This window comes from Enterobacter cloacae (assembly GCF_013375935.1).
GTDB lineage: Bacteria > Pseudomonadota > Gammaproteobacteria > Enterobacterales > Enterobacteriaceae > Enterobacter > Enterobacter pasteurii.
Genome location: NZ_CP056117.1, coordinates 14031 through 29523, shown reverse-complemented (window position 1 = coordinate 29523; position 15493 = coordinate 14031). Strand labels below are relative to the sequence as shown.

Below are 15493 nucleotides of genomic sequence, written 5' to 3'. Positions count from 1 at the left end.
CGATGGCTCATTACCTGAGTTTATTTGTGCGCGCGGTGTTTGTTGAAAACATGGCGCTCGCCTTCTTCCTGGGCATGTGTACGTTCCTTGCTGTTTCTAAAAAGGTATCGACGGCGTTTGGTCTGGGCGTGGCGGTTACCGTTGTGCTGGGGCTTTCCGTTCCGATCAATAACCTGGTGTTTAACTTCGTGCTGCGGGACAGCGCGCTGGTGGAGGGCGTTGATCTCAGCTTCCTGAACTTCATCACCTTTATCGGGGTGATTGCGGCGCTGGTGCAGATCCTTGAGATGATCCTCGATAAGTATTTCCCGTCGCTGTACAACGCGCTGGGGATCTTCCTGCCGCTTATCGCCGTGAACTGCGCTATTTTTGGCGGCGTCTCGTTTATGGTTCAGCGCGATTACAGCTTCAGTGAATCGGTTGTGTATGGTTTCGGCTCCGGTATCGGCTGGATGCTGGCGATCGTCACCATGGCGGGGATCCGTGAAAAAATGAAATATGCCAACGTGCCAGCGGGATTACGTGGCTTAGGGATCACCTTTATCACCACCGGCCTGATGGCGTTGGGCTTTATGTCCTTCTCCGGTGTGCAGCTATAAGGGCTAACAGATGGAAATTATTCTTGGCGTGGTGATGTTCACGCTGATAGTACTGGTGCTGTCAGGGCTGATTCTGGCGGCGCGTGCGAAGCTGGTCAATTCCGGGGATGTGGTCATTGATATCAATGACGACCCGCAGAATCAGATCCGTACGCCGGCAGGGGATAAGCTGCTGAATACGCTCTCCGGCAACGGGATCTTTGTCTCGTCGGCCTGCGGTGGCGGCGGCTCCTGCGGGCAGTGCCGCGTGACGGTGAAAGAGGGCGGCGGTGATATTCTGCCAACGGAACTGTCGCATATCACGAAGCGTGAAGCGAAAGCGGGCTGCCGTCTGGCGTGCCAGGTCGCGGTGCGTCAGAACATGAAGATTGAGCTGCCGGAAGAGATCTTCGGCGTTAAAAAATGGGAGTGCGAGGTTATCTCTAACGATAACAAAGCTACCTTCATTAAAGAGCTCAAGCTGCGCGTTCCTGAAGGGGAGAGCGTCCCGTTCCGTGCGGGCGGGTATATCCAGATTGATTGCCCGGCGCACACCGTGGCGTATGCGGACTTCGACGTGCCCGAGGAGTATCGGGCCGACTGGGATAAATTTAATCTCTTCCGCTTTGTCTCCGAAGTAAAAGAGCCCGCGCTTCGCGCCTATTCCATGGCGAACTATCCGGAAGAGAAGGGCATCATTATGCTCAACGTGCGTATCGCTACGCCGCCGCCTAACGTGCCAAACGCACCGCCGGGCGTGATGTCGTCGTATATCTGGTCTCTTAAGCCAGGCGATAAAGTGACCATCTCCGGCCCGTTCGGGGAATTCTTCGCCAAAGATACCGATGCGGAAATGGTCTTTATCGGCGGCGGTGCCGGGATGGCGCCGATGCGTTCGCATATCTTTGACCAGCTTAAGCGTCTTGGCAGCAAGCGTAAGATAAGCTTCTGGTACGGTGCGCGCTCGCTGCGCGAAATGTTCTATGACGATGAGTTCGAACAGCTGGCGCGCGATAACCCTAACTTTACCTTCCACGTGGCGCTTTCCGATCCGCAGCCTGAAGATAACTGGACCGGCTATACGGGCTTCATCCACAACGTGCTGTATGAAAACTACCTCAAACAGCATCCGGCACCGGAAGACTGCGAGTTCTATATGTGTGGTCCGCCAATGATGAACGCCGCCGTGATTAAGATGCTCAAAGATCTTGGCGTGGAAGATGAAAACATCATGCTTGATGATTTCGGAGGCTGATTATGCTGACCTTTCTGGCGACCTTTGCGGTGTTTGTGCTGGTGATTTTTGGCATGTCTTTAGGCTGGATCATCAAGCGTAAAAGCATTCAGGGCAGCTGCGGCGGCATTTCTTCCATTGGAATGGAGAAGGTGTGCGACTGCCCGGAACCGTGCGATGCGCGGAAAAAACGGCTGGCTCGGGACCAGCAGAGGATCATCTAGAAAAAGGCCGCTTCTTGCGGCCTTTATTCGTTATTTTACCCAGCTTTTGGCGCTGGCTGGCGAGTCCACCAGCACGCCTTCGGCACCTAATGCCCTGGCCTTCTGATAATCCTCACTGGCGTTCACACCGATGAAAATTAAATGAGCATTGCCCTGCGAGCGGAAACAGTCAACGGCCTCTTTGTCCCACGTTAAGGTTGCGGGAGAAATACCTTTGCCCAGGGTGAATTTTTCGACTACCTCTACTTTGCGGTTTAACTCAAGCCCGTACCAGTAATCGTCCATTTTTTGGGAAGGAGGCAGACATTCGTGGCTTAACGAAACGGTGGCCAGTCGCGTGCGGGTCTCGCTGCGCGTGACAAAGCGAGGAATGTCGGCAGGGAGTGCTTCCATATAGCGATCTTCGGTTGAATAGACGCGAACGCGATTCAGGCTGTTGGTCTCCTTCAGTACGTTAAGCAGTTTGTTGCCCATCGTCGCCGGATCGGCGTCCGGAGATTTGATATCAATGAAAAACCGCGCGTCCGGCCAGGCCATCAGTACCGACTTCAGCGTCGGTATCGACGCGTTCAGCAGGCTTTCCGGCAGGCCCTTATCTTTCCACTTAACGCTGGCATCCGCCTTTGCCAGCTCTTCAGCGGTAAACTGTGACACTTTTCCCTGCAAGCTGGTTAACGCTTTCAGGTCAGCCGGACGATAGAGCACCGGTACGCCATCCCGACTAAGCTGCACGGTTATCCAGACGATATCTGCTTTGTTTTCGAGCGCGAGCTTAATCGCAGGCAGGGTGTTTTCAGGTGCATCCGCGGTGCCACCCCGGTGTGCAACGATCTCAGGATTAGCGGATGCCGCGCTTGCCAGAAACAGTAACGAAACCGAAAGCATTTTCCTCATGAATAATATCTCTCCATTTATTTTAATAAGCGTATGAATATAAAGGTTTTATTTCGGTCCTTTGTATCATGTATTTATGACAACTGAGAGAAAGGAAAATAGCTGACGCATTTTTTGCCTTTTGTTATACTGTATATAAATACATGTGTGGTGTAATCAATGCGCAAAATAATCCATGTCGATATGGACTGTTTTTTTGCCGCAGTGGAGATGCGTGACAACCCCGCGCTGCGGGACATCCCTATCGCCATTGGCGGCAGTCGTGTCCAGCGCGGTGTGATCAGCACCGCGAACTATCCTGCACGCAAATTTGGCGTGCGCAGCGCCATGCCGACGGCGATGGCGCTAAAACTGTGTCCGCACCTCACCCTTTTGCCCGGTCGTTTTGACGCGTACAAAGAAGCGTCGAGCCATATTCGGGAGATCTTCTCCCGCTATACCTCCCTGATTGAACCGTTATCGCTGGATGAAGCCTATCTGGACGTCACCGACAGCGTGCACTGCCACGGCTCTGCTACCCTGATGGCACAGGAGATCCGCCAGACCATCTTCAACGAGCTGAATCTGACGGCGTCGGCCGGCGTCGCGCCGGTAAAATTCCTCGCCAAAATCGCTTCCGATTTAAATAAGCCCAACGGCCAGTACGTCATCACCCCGGAAGAGGTTCCGGCGTTTTTAAAAACGCTGCCGCTCAGCAAAATTCCCGGCGTCGGTAAAGTTTCCGCTGCGAAGCTGGAAAATATGGGATTACGCACCTGCGAAGACGTACAGCGAAGCGATCTGGCGATGCTGCTTAAGCGCTTTGGTAAGTTTGGCCGCGTGCTGTGGGAGCGCAGCCAGGGCATCGACAATCGTGATGTGAACAGCGAACGGCTGCGTAAATCCGTTGGGGTTGAACGTACGCTGAGCGAAGATATCCACGACTGGTCGGAATGCGAAACCATTATCACGGAACAGCTCTATCCGGAACTGGAACGGCGACTTATCAAGGTGAAGCCGGATTTACTGATTGCCCGGCAGGGCATCAAGCTGAAATTTAATGACTTTCAGCAGACGACGCAGGAGCACGTCTGGCCGCGTCTGAACAAAGAGGATCTTATTGCGACGGCAAAAAAGGCGTGGGAAGAGCGTCGGGCCGGGCGAGGAGTAAGGCTGGTGGGGCTGCATGTCACGCTGCTGGATCCGCAGCTGGAACGTCAGCTGGTGCTGGGACTGTAGGCGCGACGTTGTCCGCCCTCTCCCGGTGGGAGAGGGCGGGGGTGAGAGTGTTACTTCGCAGGAATGGCTTTCAGCAGTTCTGTCAGCAGCGTCCAGTAATGGCCGACGCTTTCAATGTGAACCTGCTCATCCGGCGAGTGCGGACCGGTGATGGTTGGCCCAATGGAAACCATATCCATATCCGGATACGGTTTCTTGAACAGACCGCATTCCAGGCCCGCGTGAATAACCTGAATGTTTGGCGTGCTGTTGAACAGACGCTGGTAAGTTTCGCGCACCAGCGCCATCACCGGAGAACTTGCATCCGGCTGCCAGCCCGGGTAGCTGCCTTTTGCAGACGTTTTCGCGCCCGCCAGGGTACCCAGAGATTCCAGCATGCTTACAACGTATTCTTTACCGCTGTCGATCAGGGAACGGATCAGGCAGATGATTTCTGCGCTGTCGTCGCCCATAGTCACAACGCCCACGTTCAGTGAGGTTTCCACCACGCCTTTCGCGACGTCAGAGTTACGGATCACGCCGTTTGGCGTTGCGTTAAGCAGCTGGACGAAAGCGTCACGGGACGGCACGGTCAGCGCGGCTTTATCCGTCGTTACGGACTCCAGCACCACCGTCAGGTTTTTCTCTTTCGCAGACAGTTCGTTTTTCAGGATATCCAGATACACGCTGGAAAGCTTTTTCAGCTCATCCGCTTTCGCCGCTGGTACCGCTACGGTCGCAAAGGCTTCGCGTGGAATGGCGTTACACAGGGTACCGCCGTTGAAGTCCACTAGGCGCAGATCCAGTTCAGCCGCATGGCCAGCCAGGAAACGTGCCAGCAGTTTGTTGGCGTTACCGAGGCCCAGGTGAATATCACCGCCGGAGTGACCGCCCTTCAGCCCTTTCAGCGTCAGCTTAAAGGTCTCGAAGCCAGCAGGGATCGCTTCACGGCTCAGCGGCAGGGTCGAAATAAAATCAATCCCACCCGCGCAGCCCATGTAGATCTCACCTTCTTCTTCGGAGTCGGTGTTGATCAGAATGTCTGCCTGCAGCCAGTTCGCCTGCAGACCGAACGCACCGTCCATGCCCGCTTCTTCGGTCATGGTCAGCAGCACTTCCAGCGGACCGTGTTCAACACCGTCATCGGCCAGCACCGCCAGCGCAGAAGCCATACCAATGCCGTTATCCGCACCCAGCGTGGTGCCGCGCGCTTTCACCCATTCGCCGTCGATGTACGGCTGGATTGGGTCTTTAGTGAAGTCGTGAACGGTGTCGTTGTTTTTCTGTGGAACCATGTCCAGGTGCGCCTGCAGAACCACCGGCTTGCGGTTTTCCATACCCGCGGTGGCGGGTTTGCGGATCAGAATGTTGCCAACCTGGTCGCGCTCAGCGTGCAGACCCTTTTCCTTCGCCCAGCCCATAATATGTTCGGCAAGCTGTTCTTCGTGATAGGAAGGGTGCGGAATAGAGCAGATTTTGGCAAAAATATCCCACAGCGGCTGTGGAGATAATTGAGACAGTTCAGACACGATAGGTCTCCTTGTCGATGCGCTGCAAAACAGTGTTGCAGGTCACAGGGTTAGCAGGTTAATAGTTACCACAAGACAGGCTTGCGAGATGCAACTGAGAATACCACTTTCTCCCGTGGCTGGTAGCATAAAGCATGTAAAAACTCAGGCTCGGGGCGCTTAACACTGGTTTTTAGTGCGTCAGATCTCTATAATCTCGCGCAATCTGGTTCACCCTCATTTTTTAAGCCGTATATAAACAGGCTGGGACACTTCACATGAGCGAAAAATACGTCGTCACCTGGGACATGTTGCAGATTCACGCACGCAAACTGGCTGCGCGTTTGATGCCTTCCGAACAGTGGAAAGGCATTATTGCCGTCAGCCGTGGCGGTCTGGTACCGGGGGCGCTGCTGGCTCGTGAGCTGGGTATCCGTCATGTCGATACCGTTTGTATCTCCAGCTATGACCACGACAACCAGCGTGAGCTGAAGGTGCTGAAACGCGCGGAAGGCGACGGTGAAGGCTTTATCGTGATTGACGATCTCGTGGATACCGGCGGTACCGCGGTGGCTATCCGCGAAATGTATCCAAAAGCGCACTTCGTGACTATCTTCGCAAAACCAGCGGGTCGCCCACTGGTTGACGATTACGTGATTGATATCCCACAGGATACCTGGATTGAGCAGCCGTGGGACATGGGCGTGGTCTTTGTACCGCCTATCTCTGGCCGTTAATTTCAGTACGTAACTTTACACGCCCGGTTATGCCGGGCGTTGTTCTTTTTGCCCTGCCACGCGCTACAATGGTCTCCCTATGACGTATCCATGGAGGCAACGCAATGGCGCAGGCGAATCTCACCGAAACTCTCTTCAAACCCCGTTTCAAGCACCCTGAAACGTCGACGCTGGTGCGTCGGTTTAATCCGGGGACCATGCCTGCTGTACAGTCAGCGTTAGATGGTAAAAACGTGCCCCACTGGTATCGCATGATTAACCGCCTGATGTGGATCTGGCGCGGTATCGACCCGCGCGAAATCCTCGACGTGCAGGCGCGTATCGTGATGAGCGAGACCGAGCGTACCGACAGCGATCTCTACGATACGGTGGTGGGCTACCGCGGCGGGAACTGGATCTACGAATGGTCGAAGCAGGCCATGCTCTGGCAGCAAAAAGCCAGCCAGGAAGAGGATGCCACGCTCAGCGGTAAGCACTGGCTGCATGCGGCGAACCTGTACAGCATTGCCGCCTACCCGCACCTCAAGGGCGACGAGCTGGCGGAGCAGGCGCAGGCGCTGGCAAACCGGGCTTATGAAGAGGCCGCGCAGCGGCTGCCGGGCCGGATGCGTGAGATTGAGTTTGCGGTTCCCGGCGGCAGCCCGGTGACTGGCTTCCTGCATATGCCTGAGGGTGAAGGCCCGTTCCCGACGGTCCTGATGTGCGGCGGCCTGGACTCATTGCAAATCGACTATTACAGCCTGTATGAGCGCTACTTTGCACCAAACGGGATCGCCATGCTAACGCTCGATATGCCTTCGATTGGCTTCTCTTCCAAATGGAAACTGACTCAGGATTCCAGCCTGCTGCACCAGCATGCGTTAAAAGCGCTGGAAAATATTCCCTGGGTTGATCACACCCGGGTAGGGGCATTCGGCTTCCGCTTTGGGGCTAACGTTGCGGTACGGCTGGCTTACCTTGAATCTTCACGCCTGAAGGCGGTCGCCTGCCTTGGCCCGGTAGTGCATGCACTGTTAAGCGATCCGGCGCGCCAGGGCAGCGTTCCGGAGATGTACCTGGACGTGCTGGCGAGCCGACTTGGCATGCATGATGCTTCAGACGAAGCGTTGCGCGTGGAACTCAATCGCTATTCCTTAAAAACGCAGGGTTTACTGGGGCGTCGCTGTCCAACCCCGATGATGTCCGGTTTCTGGAAGAACGATCCCTTTAGCCCGGAAGAGGAGTCGCGCTTAATCACCTCGTCATCTGCGGATGGTAAATTGCTCGAAGTGCCGTTCAGCCCCGTGTACCAGAATTTTGACAAAGCGCTGAAAGAGATTACACGCTGGATCACGCAGAGATTGTGTTAATAGTTTGCTAAATTTCGTTGGTTTGGTAAAACAGTGCTTCACAAAAGGAGATCGTAATGACGTTACCGAGTGGACACCCGAAAAGTAGACTGATTAAGAAGTTCATGGCTCTTGGCCCGTATATTCGTGAAGAGCAGTGTGAAGAGAATCGCTTTTTTTTCGACTGCCTGGCTGTTTGCGTCAACGTGAAGCCTGCACCCGAAAAACGTGAGTTCTGGGGCTGGTGGATGGAAATGGAAGCACAGGAAAACCGTTTCACCTATAGCTACCAGTTTGGCCTGTTTAATAAAGACGGGTACTGGGAAGCGACGAGCATTAAAGATCGGGAAGTGATTGACCGTCTGGAACACACGCTTAAAGAGTTCCACGACAAGGCAAGCGCGTTGCTGGCCACCCTGGATCTCAAGTTCGAACCAGCGGATGACTTTTCCAGCGAAGCGGTAAAACTGAGCGCCTGATGGTCTTCTCCCTATCCCAAACGGAGAGGGCAACAGACCGCATTAATCCCCGCAATAAAAAAAACCGGCATTAAGCCGGTTTTTTTTATTTCGCATGATTAGAACTGATAGGTCATGCCCAGCGCAACGATATCATTGCTGCTTACGCCTAGTTTATTATCGTCGTCGATCTGGTTGATTTTATAATCAACAAACGCGGACATATTTTTGTTGAAATAATACGTCGCGCCCACGTCGATGTATTTCACGATATCTTCGTCACCGATGCCTTCGATATCCTTACCTTTTGACTGCACATAGCCCAGAGAGGGGCGCAGACCAAAGTCAAACTGGTACTGTGCGACCACTTCGAAGTTTTGCGCTTTATTGGCAAAGCCGCCTGAGATTGGCGCCATATTGCGTGTTTCAGAATAGATAGTGGCCAGATAAATATCGTTGGCATCATATTTCAGACCGGTTGCCCAGCCTTCTGCTTTTTTACCTTCACCGCGCGTCTGCAGGTTCTGTTCGTTGGTGCGGTCAGAGCTGGCGTACGCACCAATCACAGAAAAATCGCTACCGCCGAAGTCATAGCCCAGAGACGTACCGAAGCCGTCACCGTTCTGCTTTTTCACGTCGCGGTTTTCATTTTTGCCCTGGTATTGCAGGGTCATATCAAGGCCGTCAACCAGGCCAAAGAAGTCAGTATTGCGGTACGTGGCCAGACCGGAGGCACGCTTCGTCATGAAGTTATCGGTCTGCGCCAGGCCGTCACCGCCGAACTCAGGGAACATATCGGTATATGCCGCGACGTCATACAGCGCGCCCAGGTTACGGCCGTAATCGAAAGAGCCAAAATCTTTCAGCTTAATACCGGCAAACGCCAGGCGCGTCTTTTGAGAAGAGTCGCTTTCTGCTTTGTTGCCCGCGAACTCGGCTTCCCAACGACCATAGCCCGTCAGCCGATCGTTAATCTGGGTTTCGCCTTTAAAACCAAAACGAACGTAAGTCTGGTCACCGTCTTTAGCGTCATCATCACTGAGGTAGTGCATTGCTTTTACTTTGCCGTACACGTCCAGTTTATTACCATTTTTATTATAAACTTCTGCTGCGTGAACGGATGCGGAAGCAACTACGCCCATTACCACTAATGCCAGAGTGCTCTTTTTCATTTTCAATCCTGATATTTTAAAACGCGCTAATATTCGCTGAGCAATAAGATTCAACTTACTGCCCCGTGAAAAACAGGAAGGGTTTTATCGTCCGCGGGTGAAACTTTTATGACAAAGTAAGAATATGTCTAAAAAAGTATGTTTTAATTTTTCGGTAATAAAATTGTCAAAATCTGCCGCTACGCTTCCTGATCCTGCGCAACAAAGTGATTTCTGATGTGCTAAGGCAGTTGGCAACGGGGCTGACACCTGTTAAAACGTCTGACTGACATCATTTTCCCTTATTGTTGAACGGCAGAGAATCATGAGTGACAGCCAGACGCTGGTGGTAAAACTCGGTACCAGTGTGTTAACAGGCGGATCGCGCCGCCTAAATCGCGCCCATATTGTTGAGCTTGTACGTCAGTGCGCTCAGTTGCATGCCGCAGGGCATCGCATTGTGATTGTGACGTCCGGGGCGATTGCCGCCGGGCGTGAACACCTGGGCTACCCCGAACTCCCCGCGACGATTGCCTCCAAACAGCTGCTGGCCGCCGTGGGACAAAGCCGACTCATTCAACTCTGGGAACAGCTGTTCTCCATCTACGGCATTCACGTTGGGCAGATGCTGCTGACGCGCGCGGACATGGAGGACAGAGAGTGCTTCCTGAACGCACGCGACACGCTGCGCGCGCTGCTGGACAACAATATTGTTCCGGTCATCAACGAAAACGACGCCGTTGCCACCGCTGAAATCAAAGTGGGCGATAACGATAACCTCTCTGCGCTGGCCGCGATCCTGGCGGGGGCCGATAAGCTCCTGCTCCTGACCGATCAGCAGGGGCTGTTTACCGCTGACCCGCGTTCTAATCCGCAGGCTGAACTTATCAAAGACGTTCACGGCATTGATGATGCGCTGCGCGCCATCGCCGGTGACAGCGTTTCTGGCCTGGGAACCGGCGGGATGGGCACCAAGCTGCAGGCAGCGGACGTGGCGTGCCGGGCCGGTATCGACACCATCATTGCCGCAGGCAGCCGCCCTGGCGTAATTGGCGACGTGATGGAAGGCATCTCTGTGGGCACGCGCTTCCACGCGCAGGCATCCCCGCTGGAGAACCGCAAACGCTGGATCTTCGGCGCGCCGCCGGCGGGAGAACTCACCGTGGACGAAGGCGCTACCGCCGCAATTCTGGAAAGGGGAAGCTCATTACTTCCAAAAGGAATTAAAAGCGTGACAGGTAACTTCTCCCGTGGTGAAGTGATCCGCATCCGTAACCTTGAAGGTCGCGACATCGCCCACGGCGTGAGCCGCTATAACAGCGACGCGCTGCGCCGGATTGCAGGCCATCATTCACAGCAGATTGACGCCATCCTCGGCTATGAATATGGCCCGGTTGCCGTGCATCGCGACGACATGATTATTCGTTAAGGAGCCAGAACATGCTGGAACAAATGGGCGCAGCTGCGAAAGCCGCCTCTTACAAACTGGCGCTCCTTTCCAGCCGCGAGAAAAACCGCGTGCTGGAAAAAATCGCTGATTATCTGGAATCTCAGTCGCAGGAGATCCTGCTCGCTAACGAACAGGATCTTCTTGAAGCGCGTCGCAACGGCCTGAGCGACGCGATGCTCGACCGCCTGGCGCTGACCCCGGCACGCCTGAAGGGCATCGCCGACGACGTGCGTCAGGTGTGCAACCTCGCTGACCCGGTAGGGCAGGTGATTGACGGTAGTGTGCTCGACAGCGGGTTACGTCTGGAGCGTCGCCGCGTGCCGCTTGGCGTTATCGGCGTGATTTATGAAGCCCGTCCTAACGTGACGGTGGACGTCGCATCCCTGTGCCTGAAAACCGGTAACGCCGCCATCCTGCGCGGCGGGAAAGAGACCTGGCGCACCAACGCGGCGACGGTAAAAGTCATTCAGCAGGCGCTGGAGGAGTGCGGCTTACCGGCGGGGGCCGTGCAGGCGATAGAAAGCCCTGACCGCGCGCTGGTGAACGAGATGCTGCGCATGGACAAATACATCGACATGCTGATCCCACGCGGCGGTGCGGGTCTGCACAAGCTGTGCCGCGAGCAATCCACCATTCCGGTGATCACCGGCGGGATTGGCGTATGCCATATCGTTGTGGATGACACCGCAGAGGTCGAACCTGCGCTCAGGATTATCGTCAATGCCAAAACCCAGCGCCCAAGCACCTGTAATACGGTAGAAACGCTGCTGGTGCATCAGGGCATTGCGAACGCCTTCCTGCCTGCGCTGAGCAAGCAGATGGCAGAAAGCGGCGTCACGCTGCACGCGGACGAAAATGCGCTTGCCCTGCTGAAAGACGGCCCGGCGACGGTGGTTCCGGTTAAGGCGGAGCAGTATGACGATGAATTTTTGTCCCTGGATCTGAACGTGAAGGTGGTTGCCGACCTCGACGACGCCATTGCGCACATTCGCGCACATGGAACCCAGCATTCTGACGCGATCCTGACGCGCACCCTGCGCAATGCCGACCGTTTTGTGAATGAAGTGGATTCGTCTGCGGTTTACGTGAATGCCTCCACGCGCTTCACCGACGGTGGCCAGTTTGGTTTAGGCGCGGAGGTGGCTGTCAGTACCCAGAAACTCCACGCCCGCGGTCCGATGGGGCTGGAAGCACTGACCACCTACAAGTGGATCGGCTTCGGTGACGATACCATTCGTGCGTAAATAATCACGGGTGATGCAAAAATAGCCGTTTGATTCAAAAGGGCATTGACGCATCACCCGGTTAGATCTACTCTTTTGCCCCGTGGTTACACTCGTAACCGGCCTCTCAGGGCCGATATAGCTCAGTTGGTAGAGCAGCGCATTCGTAATGCGAAGGTCGTAGGTTCGACTCCTATTATCGGCACCATCTTTATCAATGACTTACCGAACATTTAAATAAACCACGTTCTCCTCCTGTGCCGTATTTGTGACATTGCGACCAATAATCTCGTCAATTTTGCTCGCGTGCTCGGTTAGGTGTCCGGCTGAAAGGTGGGCATATCGCTGAACCATTTCCAGCGTCTCCCATCCACCCATTTCCTTCAGCGCCAGAAGTGAAACACCAGACTGTACCAGCCAACTTGCCCACGTATGCCTGAGGTCATGGAAGCGGAAATTGCTAATGCCTGCCCGCTTTAGTGCTCCCTTCCATGCCTTATTACTATCTGTCCGCATTTTTCTGACAGCTGCCGTTTTGGTTCCGTCGCTTCTGTACCCGGGAGTCGTGTGAACGAACACCCAGCGCTTATGCAGACCTTGCTGCTTCCTCAGTATCCCTAAAGCTGTTTCGTTCAGTGGAACGCCGATGGCGTTGCCGGCTTTAGTTTCGTCAGGGTGCATCCATGCCATCCGCTTATCGAGGTCGACCTGTGACCATTCCAGATCGGTAACGTTCGATCGACGAAGGCCGGTGGTGACCGCAAACATAACGACCGGGAAGAAGTGAGGGGCTATCTCTGCAAAAAGACGCTTCGACTCTTCTTCCGTCAGCCAGCGGATGCGGCCATTCTTCACCCGGGGCGTGGATATCTTCGGCGCTTTATCCAGCCACCCCCACTGCACCGCCATATTCAGAATGGCCCTGAGTATAGCCAGATGTCTCGTCCTTGTTCCCTTCGTTGCGAGCTTTGGAATATAATCTGGTACTGGTTTAGAGAGTCTCAAACACCTGTCTCTGGTCATTTCCCAGTTCAGGCGATGGCGGCGGTTTTCCATTCCGTCTACCGCCTCCATTATTTTGTCTGTTGTGATGTCAGCGAGAACAGTCTCTCTGAAATGCAGTAACCAGAACTTAATGATGCTTTTGTCATCATCCAGGCTCTTCTTATCCTCTTTCTCCCTGAGCCATCTTATGCAGGCCTCCTTGAATAACTTCTTAGGCGACTCCCCAAGTTGTTTTACCCGCCACGCTTCCGACTTCAGACGATCGTGAAGTTCCTGCGCTTCTCTCTTGTCTGAGGTTTCAAGAGAACGTCTAACTCGTGATCCATCTGGCGCGACGAAGTCGCAGTGCCACGTGCCACCGCGTAGTTTGATTGACATGCTTTTTCCTCCTGCATACCAACCGCATTCACAGCGCTATTGTGTCGGACAGACTTCAGCGCTGCAATGCAGTCAGACTTACAAATGCGATACGGGCTCTTGGGTTTTTCTGGATTTATCTTTGCGGCCGGAAGTCGACCGCTGCGGATCCACTGCGTGATGGTGCCTTTATCAACCTTCAGATACGACGCAGCCTCTTCACGTGTGAAGATTTCCTCTTCCATTGGTTTCCTCCAGGCAAAAAAGAAGCCGCCCTTAGGCGGCAATAACATCAAGGGATTTACGAGGTGGGCTTTCGCACCCAATAGCCAGCTCATAACTGGCTATCAGTTGCGCTACAGGGTGAGAAGGTCGATTTTTTCCAACAATGATGAGGTGTCTTCATCGCTAATTTCTCCTTGGGCATTTAATTCTTCAAGCGCCTTAGCGATCACATCTACCTGCTCACCTGTGAAGAAATCATCCCGGTAGTCGAACCACGACGCGGCAACGATCTGGCCGCCTGATACTTCCATTCCAGCGCCCACAGATGGTTCCTTACCATCTTCAAACTTAACGACGAATGTCATCATCCCCATAATCTCTCCTCATGCCGCACGCTGGGCACGCAGCGATTTAATATGCTCGCTCGTCTCCAGTTCGGCGCGTATCTGCGTCGCCTCACGGTGATCGAGGTGCTCAAAATCATTGTTAAAACGGTCTATTGACGCGGTGTTTATCCGGCCCTGTCGCCAGTAGCGGACTATCTGTGATGTGCAACTGTGGATGATGACGGGCCAACCGTGCTGGTCAGCGTAAATCTGACCCCGTTGAATTAGCTGGAACATTGGCTGACTCCTGCATCATTAGGAAGACGATCATCGCGGCACGGAGAGGATTTAACTGATGCTGAATTCCGAAATTTCGACACGATGATAATGCGTCGCACCACTCGTGATACTCACCTTCATACTCCGGAAGAGTGCCATCAAACATGATGCTGATTCGGTTATCAGCTATGATTGGCCATGCATCACTAGGCTTTTGGCATGGGTCGAAATCATCGTTTATATTTCCAAAGCCGCGTCTTATTGCAAATTCGTCACCGCCAAGGGAGTAGTAAACTGTTTCCCGCTCTTCTCCTACTCGGTAGCTATCCGTAACCTTTGCGCCCAAAGAAATGGCAACTAAGTTATTAATCTCAAAGTCGCTTAGTTCGGTGTAGTCCATCAAGACCCCCTTTGCTTGCGTAAAAGCTCTAGGTCAGCCTGGCAACTGGCGCACGTCTGGCAGCCGGGAACGGCAGCACGTCGCGGCTCGGGAATTGGTTCGTCGCATTCGGCGCAACGCTCAGCTGATACGGCGTTGCGGTTCACTCGGTGAGCGGAAAGGGCGGCGTTACGCTGAAGCTCTTCAATCTCTGCTGCGGTGTCGATGATGTCGGCCATGGTCAATTCTCCCGGAACTGTCGGTTAATTCGGCTGAAGGTGAACGCCAGCAATAAAAAAGGAGCCATAAGCTCCATGGTAATTCGTTGGGGCAGGGTCATGCTGCCTCCCGGCGGGCAAGAAGTTTCGCCCCGAAAGCCATAAGCTCGTCCCGTTCCACAGTTGCGAAGTGGCAGTGTGTACGTGGGTACGGTCGCCAGATGATAAGCATCGAACCTTTGTTATTTCCCGATACTGGCTTACCGGTGACCGGGTTGATAAATGCCAGCCGCCCGGCGGTGATGAAGCGAACCTCGCTGGCGGTCTGGATTGCCTCTTTGAACCAGCCAACCGAAGTGTCTGCCGGAACCAGCATGACCGTGCCGATCTGATTTGCGCTTTCGGTGGCGGCCTTCTTAACGAACGGCATGATGTCGCTGTATGGCGGGCTCAGCCAGACGTAGCCAGGAACATTCAGGTAATCAGCCCAGGGCGTTTGCAGCGTGTTCTGCTCGGCGGTGATGAACTTCCTGCACAGCGCGTTATGAGGCGCGGCGGCGGCATCCAGTTGAAAGCAAAACTCAGCATCAAGGGAAGCGAAGAGGGCTGGTGGAGTGCGCCATAGGTCGCGCTGGTCGAGCGGGGTTTTACTTCCACCATAATCACCGTTCAGCTTCTCTGTTGGCAGAGATGCGGCGATGCGCTCACCAATCCAACGCATA

At 54.2% G+C, this 15493-nt stretch carries 19 protein-coding genes and 1 tRNA gene; 10 read left to right on the top strand and 10 right to left on the bottom strand.

Annotated features, from left to right (window positions below; genetic code table 11):
- Nucleotides 1-2 precede the first annotated feature (2 nt).
- From nqrE to nqrM, 3 genes are read left to right on the top strand one after another with little or no spacing between them, the layout of a single operon-like run.
- Nucleotides 3-599 (top strand): NADH:ubiquinone reductase (Na(+)-transporting) subunit E, encoded by a 597-nt coding sequence (nqrE, locus tag HWQ14_RS00205; RefSeq protein WP_176608629.1) that lies wholly within the window; start codon nucleotides 3-5, stop codon nucleotides 597-599.
- A gap of 10 nt (nucleotides 600-609) precedes the next feature.
- Entirely contained in the window at nucleotides 610-1833 is a 1224-nt protein-coding gene (nqrF, locus tag HWQ14_RS00200; protein ID WP_148420209.1) for an NADH:ubiquinone reductase (Na(+)-transporting) subunit F, read from the top strand.
- Nucleotides 1834-1835: 2 nt separating this feature from the next.
- Nucleotides 1836-2036 carry a (Na+)-NQR maturation NqrM gene (gene nqrM / locus HWQ14_RS00195; protein WP_148420210.1) on the top strand — a complete coding sequence of 67 codons (201 nt, stop codon included), beginning with the start codon at nucleotides 1836-1838 and terminating at the stop codon, nucleotides 2034-2036.
- Between the two features lie 30 nt (nucleotides 2037-2066).
- On the opposite strand, the gene HWQ14_RS00190 is transcribed toward nqrM, so the two are convergent.
- Nucleotides 2067-2930 carry a glycerophosphodiester phosphodiesterase family protein gene (locus tag HWQ14_RS00190; protein WP_176608628.1) on the bottom strand — a complete coding sequence of 288 codons (864 nt, stop codon included), beginning with the start codon at nucleotides 2928-2930 and terminating at the stop codon, nucleotides 2067-2069.
- Between the two features lie 159 nt (nucleotides 2931-3089).
- On the opposite strand from HWQ14_RS00190, the gene dinB reads away from it, so the two are divergent.
- On the top strand, nucleotides 3090-4148 hold the full coding sequence (dinB, locus tag HWQ14_RS00185) for a DNA polymerase IV (RefSeq protein WP_176608627.1): 1059 nt from the start codon (nucleotides 3090-3092) through the stop codon (nucleotides 4146-4148).
- A gap of 50 nt (nucleotides 4149-4198) precedes the next feature.
- Here dinB and pepD read toward each other — a convergent pair whose 3' ends face one another.
- Nucleotides 4199-5656, bottom strand: a complete 1458-nt coding sequence (gene pepD / locus HWQ14_RS00180; RefSeq protein WP_176608626.1) for a cytosol nonspecific dipeptidase — start codon at nucleotides 5654-5656, stop codon at nucleotides 4199-4201.
- 257 nt (nucleotides 5657-5913) lie between these two features.
- Between pepD and gpt the strand changes: the two genes are divergently transcribed.
- From gpt to crl, 3 genes are all read left to right on the top strand, one after another.
- Nucleotides 5914-6372: a xanthine phosphoribosyltransferase gene (gene gpt / locus HWQ14_RS00175; protein WP_003863205.1), complete on the top strand. Its 459-nt coding sequence runs from the start codon at nucleotides 5914-5916 to the stop codon at nucleotides 6370-6372.
- A 104-nt stretch (nucleotides 6373-6476) separates the two neighbouring features.
- On the top strand, nucleotides 6477-7721 hold the full coding sequence (gene frsA, locus HWQ14_RS00170; protein ID WP_148420212.1) for an esterase FrsA: 1245 nt from the start codon (nucleotides 6477-6479) through the stop codon (nucleotides 7719-7721).
- Between the two features lie 56 nt (nucleotides 7722-7777).
- On the top strand, nucleotides 7778-8179 hold the full coding sequence (gene crl / locus HWQ14_RS00165) for a sigma factor-binding protein Crl (protein WP_148420213.1): 402 nt from the start codon (nucleotides 7778-7780) through the stop codon (nucleotides 8177-8179).
- A 98-nt stretch (nucleotides 8180-8277) separates the two neighbouring features.
- Here the strand turns inward: crl and phoE are convergent, their stop codons facing one another.
- A complete protein-coding gene (gene phoE / locus HWQ14_RS00160) occupies nucleotides 8278-9330 on the bottom strand; it encodes a phosphoporin PhoE (protein WP_176608625.1) in 1053 nt (350 codons plus the stop codon).
- 304 nt (nucleotides 9331-9634) lie between these two features.
- On the opposite strand from phoE, the gene proB reads away from it, so the two are divergent.
- The 3 genes from proB to HWQ14_RS00145 all read left to right on the top strand — a co-directional run bounded on the left by proB (nucleotide 9635) and on the right by HWQ14_RS00145 (nucleotide 12190).
- Nucleotides 9635-10738: a glutamate 5-kinase gene (gene proB / locus HWQ14_RS00155; protein WP_176608624.1), complete on the top strand. Its 1104-nt coding sequence runs from the start codon at nucleotides 9635-9637 to the stop codon at nucleotides 10736-10738.
- Nucleotides 10739-10749: 11 nt separating this feature from the next.
- Complete coding sequence (gene proA, locus HWQ14_RS00150; protein WP_176608623.1) at nucleotides 10750-12003, top strand: glutamate-5-semialdehyde dehydrogenase; 1254 nt, start codon at nucleotides 10750-10752, stop codon at nucleotides 12001-12003.
- 111 nt (nucleotides 12004-12114) lie between these two features.
- A tRNA-Thr gene (locus tag HWQ14_RS00145) sits at nucleotides 12115-12190 on the top strand.
- Nucleotides 12191-12204: 14 nt separating this feature from the next.
- Here HWQ14_RS00145 and HWQ14_RS00140 read toward each other — a convergent pair.
- The 7 genes from HWQ14_RS00140 to HWQ14_RS23170 form a co-directional block, all read right to left on the bottom strand.
- Nucleotides 12205-13359 carry a site-specific integrase gene (locus HWQ14_RS00140; protein WP_245166475.1) on the bottom strand — a complete coding sequence of 385 codons (1155 nt, stop codon included), beginning with the start codon at nucleotides 13357-13359 and terminating at the stop codon, nucleotides 12205-12207.
- Nucleotides 13242-13589 carry a helix-turn-helix domain-containing protein gene (locus HWQ14_RS00135; protein ID WP_072023904.1) on the bottom strand — a complete coding sequence of 116 codons (348 nt, stop codon included), beginning with the start codon at nucleotides 13587-13589 and terminating at the stop codon, nucleotides 13242-13244. The genes HWQ14_RS00140 and HWQ14_RS00135 overlap by 118 nt, the downstream gene beginning before the upstream one ends.
- A 111-nt stretch (nucleotides 13590-13700) precedes the next feature.
- On the bottom strand, nucleotides 13701-13937 hold the full coding sequence (locus HWQ14_RS00130) for a hypothetical protein (protein ID WP_245166427.1): 237 nt from the start codon (nucleotides 13935-13937) through the stop codon (nucleotides 13701-13703).
- Between the two features lie 15 nt (nucleotides 13938-13952).
- Nucleotides 13953-14192, bottom strand: coding sequence for a DUF4222 domain-containing protein (locus HWQ14_RS00125; protein ID WP_058683360.1), 240 nt, complete (start codon nucleotides 14190-14192; stop codon nucleotides 13953-13955).
- Nucleotides 14155-14574 carry a phage protein NinX family protein gene (locus tag HWQ14_RS00120; protein ID WP_126805191.1) on the bottom strand — a complete coding sequence of 140 codons (420 nt, stop codon included), beginning with the start codon at nucleotides 14572-14574 and terminating at the stop codon, nucleotides 14155-14157. Before HWQ14_RS00120 ends, HWQ14_RS00125 begins: the two co-directional genes overlap by 38 nt.
- On the bottom strand, nucleotides 14574-14792 hold the full coding sequence (locus HWQ14_RS00115) for a TraR/DksA family transcriptional regulator (RefSeq protein ID WP_176608620.1): 219 nt from the start codon (nucleotides 14790-14792) through the stop codon (nucleotides 14574-14576). Before HWQ14_RS00115 ends, HWQ14_RS00120 begins: the two co-directional genes overlap by 1 nt.
- A gap of 97 nt (nucleotides 14793-14889) precedes the next feature.
- The gene (locus HWQ14_RS23170; protein ID WP_245166474.1) at nucleotides 14890-15492 is read right to left on the bottom strand and encodes a phage N-6-adenine-methyltransferase; all 603 of its coding nucleotides are present in this window, start codon (nucleotides 15490-15492) and stop codon (nucleotides 14890-14892) included.
- Between the last annotated feature and the right edge of the window lies 1 nt (nucleotide 15493).

Excerpts from the sequence above, each read along its gene's own strand:
- nqrE (WP_176608629.1), top strand. The coding sequence starts at position 3 with ATGGCTCATTACCTGAGTTTATTTGTGCGCGCGGTGTTTGTTGAAAAC.
- nqrF (WP_148420209.1), top strand. The coding sequence starts at position 610 with ATGGAAATTATTCTTGGCGTGGTGATGTTCACGCTGATAGTACTGGTG.
- nqrM (WP_148420210.1), top strand. The coding sequence starts at position 1,836 with ATGCTGACCTTTCTGGCGACCTTTGCGGTGTTTGTGCTGGTGATTTTT.
- HWQ14_RS00190 (WP_176608628.1), bottom strand. The coding sequence starts at position 2,930 with ATGAGGAAAATGCTTTCGGTTTCGTTACTGTTTCTGGCAAGCGCGGCA.
- dinB (WP_176608627.1), top strand. The coding sequence starts at position 3,090 with ATGCGCAAAATAATCCATGTCGATATGGACTGTTTTTTTGCCGCAGTG.
- gpt (WP_003863205.1), top strand. The coding sequence starts at position 5,914 with ATGAGCGAAAAATACGTCGTCACCTGGGACATGTTGCAGATTCACGCA.
- frsA (WP_148420212.1), top strand. The coding sequence starts at position 6,477 with ATGGCGCAGGCGAATCTCACCGAAACTCTCTTCAAACCCCGTTTCAAG.
- crl (WP_148420213.1), top strand. The coding sequence starts at position 7,778 with ATGACGTTACCGAGTGGACACCCGAAAAGTAGACTGATTAAGAAGTTC.
- phoE (WP_176608625.1), bottom strand. The coding sequence starts at position 9,330 with ATGAAAAAGAGCACTCTGGCATTAGTGGTAATGGGCGTAGTTGCTTCC.
- proB (WP_176608624.1), top strand. The coding sequence starts at position 9,635 with ATGAGTGACAGCCAGACGCTGGTGGTAAAACTCGGTACCAGTGTGTTA.
- proA (WP_176608623.1), top strand. The coding sequence starts at position 10,750 with ATGCTGGAACAAATGGGCGCAGCTGCGAAAGCCGCCTCTTACAAACTG.
- HWQ14_RS00135 (WP_072023904.1), bottom strand. The coding sequence starts at position 13,589 with ATGGAAGAGGAAATCTTCACACGTGAAGAGGCTGCGTCGTATCTGAAG.
- HWQ14_RS00130 (WP_245166427.1), bottom strand. The coding sequence starts at position 13,937 with ATGATGACATTCGTCGTTAAGTTTGAAGATGGTAAGGAACCATCTGTG.
- HWQ14_RS00125 (WP_058683360.1), bottom strand. The coding sequence starts at position 14,192 with ATGTTCCAGCTAATTCAACGGGGTCAGATTTACGCTGACCAGCACGGT.
- HWQ14_RS00120 (WP_126805191.1), bottom strand. The coding sequence starts at position 14,574 with ATGGACTACACCGAACTAAGCGACTTTGAGATTAATAACTTAGTTGCC.
- HWQ14_RS00115 (WP_176608620.1), bottom strand. The coding sequence starts at position 14,792 with ATGGCCGACATCATCGACACCGCAGCAGAGATTGAAGAGCTTCAGCGT.
- HWQ14_RS23170 (WP_245166474.1), bottom strand. The coding sequence starts at position 15,492 with ATGCGTTGGATTGGTGAGCGCATCGCCGCATCTCTGCCAACAGAGAAG.